Raw genomic sequence first — 3588 nt, 5'->3', positions numbered from 1 at the left:
GCAGGAAGGAGTCTAAGTTAAGTATAAATCAGGGATTAAAAGTGTTAGCAAATGTCAAAAAAGCAGTGTAGCTTTAGGGTAGTTCTTTGAGTTAGAAGCAGCCCTCCGTTCGGGATGTTGATGCCCAACCGCTCCTACACCGCCGGAGGCCAGTTTAGGTATGGGTTTAATGGGCAGGAGAATGATAATGATGTAAAAGGAACCGGAAATCAGCAAGATTATGGCATGCGGATCTATGATCCGAGAATTGGGAAGTTTTTGAGTGTGGATCCTTTGGAAAAAGCTTATTCAATGCTTTCTACTTATCAATTTTCGTCGAATACTCCAATTGCAACTATTGACTTAGACGGAAGTGAAGCCGGTATACCATTAAATGGGATTGGAGTTTCGGGTACTCCTCTCTCGAATTACTTTGATAATTCTGAAGGCCGAAAATTATGGTTAAATGCCATGGGGACCGGTATGGCTGTAGCTGGAGCTGTAGTAACAGATGTTTTTATTACCAAAGGATGGATGACAAGAACCCTACTTGCATCTCAAGTGATTGGTGCTTTTGAGCACAATACAGGGAAAACGCCACAAGAGAGAACTGCTCAAGATAAACGTTCTCGAGAGGCTTTAGTTGATGCATTTTTAACTTGGGGTGGTGGTAAAATACTGGGAGTATCATTAAACACTACTGCTTCTGTAGTCAAAGGACTGGCAAAAAGCCGCTTTAATTTTGCGAAAGAGTATTACAAATCTGTTGGTTTTACAGAAGAAAAAGCGGTACAACATATAAAAGGTATCGATCTTAACGAAAAAGTTTTCGAAACTACGATCAAAAAGGGGACTGAACTTGTTCAATGGACCTATCTTGATTCCGAGGGAAGACCTATCTTAGGATCTTATTTCACCCTTCCAAATGCCGATCCCAGTAAACTTGGAATACCACTAGAAGGTAGGGTTAAAACAACTGTGGTTCTGAGTGAAGACACTAAATTTTTACAATCAATATCATCGGACATTGAAAGTTGGCTAGAACCAGGTAAAACATATAAAGGAGGAGAAGTTCAACTATTTCAAACAAATGTTAAGGCAGAAATAAAAAAATAGAACGCTAATTATGATCGAATGTAAATATTCTTTAAGTCAACTAAATGACATTGCATTAAAAATTGAAAGTTCCAACTTTGAATATAGTAGTATTGAACGCTTTATTCATGGCAAAAAGCAGGTTCAAACAGTAGGCTCATTCATTAAGAAAATACACATAACCAAGAACAATATTTATTTGAAATCAATCATAATTGATTGCGAAGCTGATATAATTAAATCAATGACATTTTATGGAATAATACAAATAAATTTTAACGAACTCTTATTAGCAGCAATAGACTACAAAGAAATATACTCAGTGCATGATGATTTATATTTTTATAATTATTTTCTTCCAATTAAAGGGTTTAATAGAGTATATTCTTTTTTTGAACCCTCACACAAAAGAATAGATTCTACCCAGAATATAACTGATGTTAGCAATATATCAATTAAATGGATTCAGCTAAGTTGAACTTTGAATAATGTTATGCTTTGATTTTTTCGAAATACTAAATGAGTGTTTTGAAAAGAAAAATGTCCTGTGACTAGCTATATTTAAATTGATTGATAAGGTTAACTTGTAGTCTATGTCCTGTATTGAAGGGAAAGCAGTTTCCTGTTGCTGTTAATTCGATTGTCAGGAATTTTTTGTAATATCTAGTTTAATAGGACAAACGATTATACGATATTCACTTTATAGGTATACTAACCCCTCGTCCACGTATCCAATCGGAAATAATATAGGATTCTGCAATATGTTCAACTAATATCAGTCTCAGTCGATCGTAGTCTCTCTGAGCAAGCAAATTCAATTCTTCAAAATACCTCCTATTTTTCAAAATCTCATCCACCGAAACTAGCTGAATTGCAATAACAGAATTTCCATTTTCATTTGTGTAGCCTATGTATAGACGAATATACTTTTTAAATTCAAGGTATTTATGCCCAAACACATCAGGAAATTTTGAAGATAGCATTGTGAAGTTTTTCCTAATCAATGATTCAATTGATTTAACACAATTCGAATCAGCATGGAAAGATGGAAAATAATTATCTTTCTTATAGCTTGTGTCGATCGCAAAATAATACCTTGTAATTCTATTAGAAACTCTACAAGTGTCCCTTAGGAGAACGAAGAAAAAATCTGAATAATTTCTATTGTAATAAATTTCGCTTTTTTCTTGTTTAATCTGGGGTGTGTCCCAACAATTGGTTTCAAGGTAGTTTAATTCCGCTATTTGCCCCGAACTTTGAATTGTGAAAACCAAATTCAAAATAACAATCCAAAAAAATATAAATTTATTCATATGTGTAACATTGTTATTAATGAAGGTGAATTAAATCGAGAACCTCTATCGTATAAGTCAAGAATTGATTCAATCATTATTAACAAAGAGGATCTTTCAAATATTAGATTTTGATGAAGCTTTATTTAAAGAAGATAGGTTTAAAAACAATCAAGTTGCCATTTTTCTATAAAAGTTAATGAACACTTCTTTCCATTTTTGTTTGATCTCTTCCAGACAACCCAACAAGAGTGATGGATTGTACTATTTCTGGTGATAAACCAACAATTTTCCCATTCTGTAATTTTGTTCTATGTATAATTTTTACGCCATCAAAAAAAACGTTTGCGTTTAACTCGGGCTTATTTGATTGATCATTTATACTGTAGTATAGCCTCAAGGGTAGACTCGCATGAGTCCTCAATACATTCTCCCAATACATTGCATTTATTTCACTCATGGATGTACCGGTATTAAAACCGATCAATTGACTGAATTCGGCCAGTGTACTATTAGGATTTAACAAATGCCATACATGACCTAGTTCATGCCCCATACCTATGTAGGAAGGCACAGCCGAATTCTTACCATTCTCTAGAAGTCTAGGATTTATCGACTTTTCGCCAGCTAAATAAACATTAATATCAGGGGTTAAATCCCCATTATTAATTGAATTAAAATAGTCTATTGTATTTACACCACTTCCGGCTATCGTTCCCGAGTTTGGATTTGGAACTGGTCCTGAGTTTAAAATAATATTGTTTTTGCAAGAATTAATTCGTGATGTAACAGGTGAAAATTCATTGATAGAGTTTAGTTTTTCATAATCATTCATTTTACTCTGTGTTTTTTGAGAAAATATATCTTTACCATTTTTATCTTTATCTCCAGCGTGAACAGCTTGCCGGGTTTTTGCATCAATCCATTGTCCATTAACATATTTTAAGGTTTGATGCCTGTTAACTTCAATCACTGCAGTATCACCATTTACATCTGAAAATGAATTTGGATTATTAGACAGGCAACTGTATGGACTTGTTTGTATTTGGGGTTTGCAATCCAAATTCCATCTCCTCCCTGTCCTGGAATCATACTCCCAAAAAAGTGCTGTTGTAATATTTTCATTCATTTCTGTATCCTTCTCCTGCCCATTAAACCCATACCTAAACTGGCTTCCAGCGGTATAGGAGCGGTTTGGCATCAACATCCCGAACGGAGGGCT

The 3588-nt window shown here is 34.4% G+C and carries 3 protein-coding genes; 1 reads left to right on the top strand and 2 read right to left on the bottom strand.

Going from position 1 to position 3588, the window contains the following annotated elements:
- Window positions 1-114: 114 nt before the first annotated feature.
- Window positions 115-1095: an RHS repeat-associated core domain-containing protein gene (locus tag ACQ2HE_RS19745; RefSeq protein WP_430902499.1), complete on the top strand. Its 981-nt coding sequence runs from the start codon at window positions 115-117 to the stop codon at window positions 1093-1095.
- Window positions 1096-1769: 674 nt separating this feature from the next.
- On the opposite strand, the gene ACQ2HE_RS19740 is transcribed toward ACQ2HE_RS19745, so the two are convergent.
- Window positions 1770-2387, bottom strand: a complete 618-nt coding sequence (locus ACQ2HE_RS19740) for a hypothetical protein (RefSeq protein ID WP_430901886.1) — start codon at window positions 2385-2387, stop codon at window positions 1770-1772.
- 175 nt (window positions 2388-2562) lie between these two features.
- Window positions 2563-3588: hypothetical protein (locus tag ACQ2HE_RS19735; protein ID WP_430902498.1), on the bottom strand; the 1026-nt coding region annotated here is incomplete at its 5' end.

This window comes from Endoryza foliicola (genome assembly GCF_050589245.1).
GTDB classification, from domain to species: domain Bacteria; phylum Bacteroidota; class Bacteroidia; order Chitinophagales; family Chitinophagaceae; genus Endoryza; species Endoryza foliicola.
This window is presented reverse-complemented; position numbering and strand designations above follow the sequence as displayed.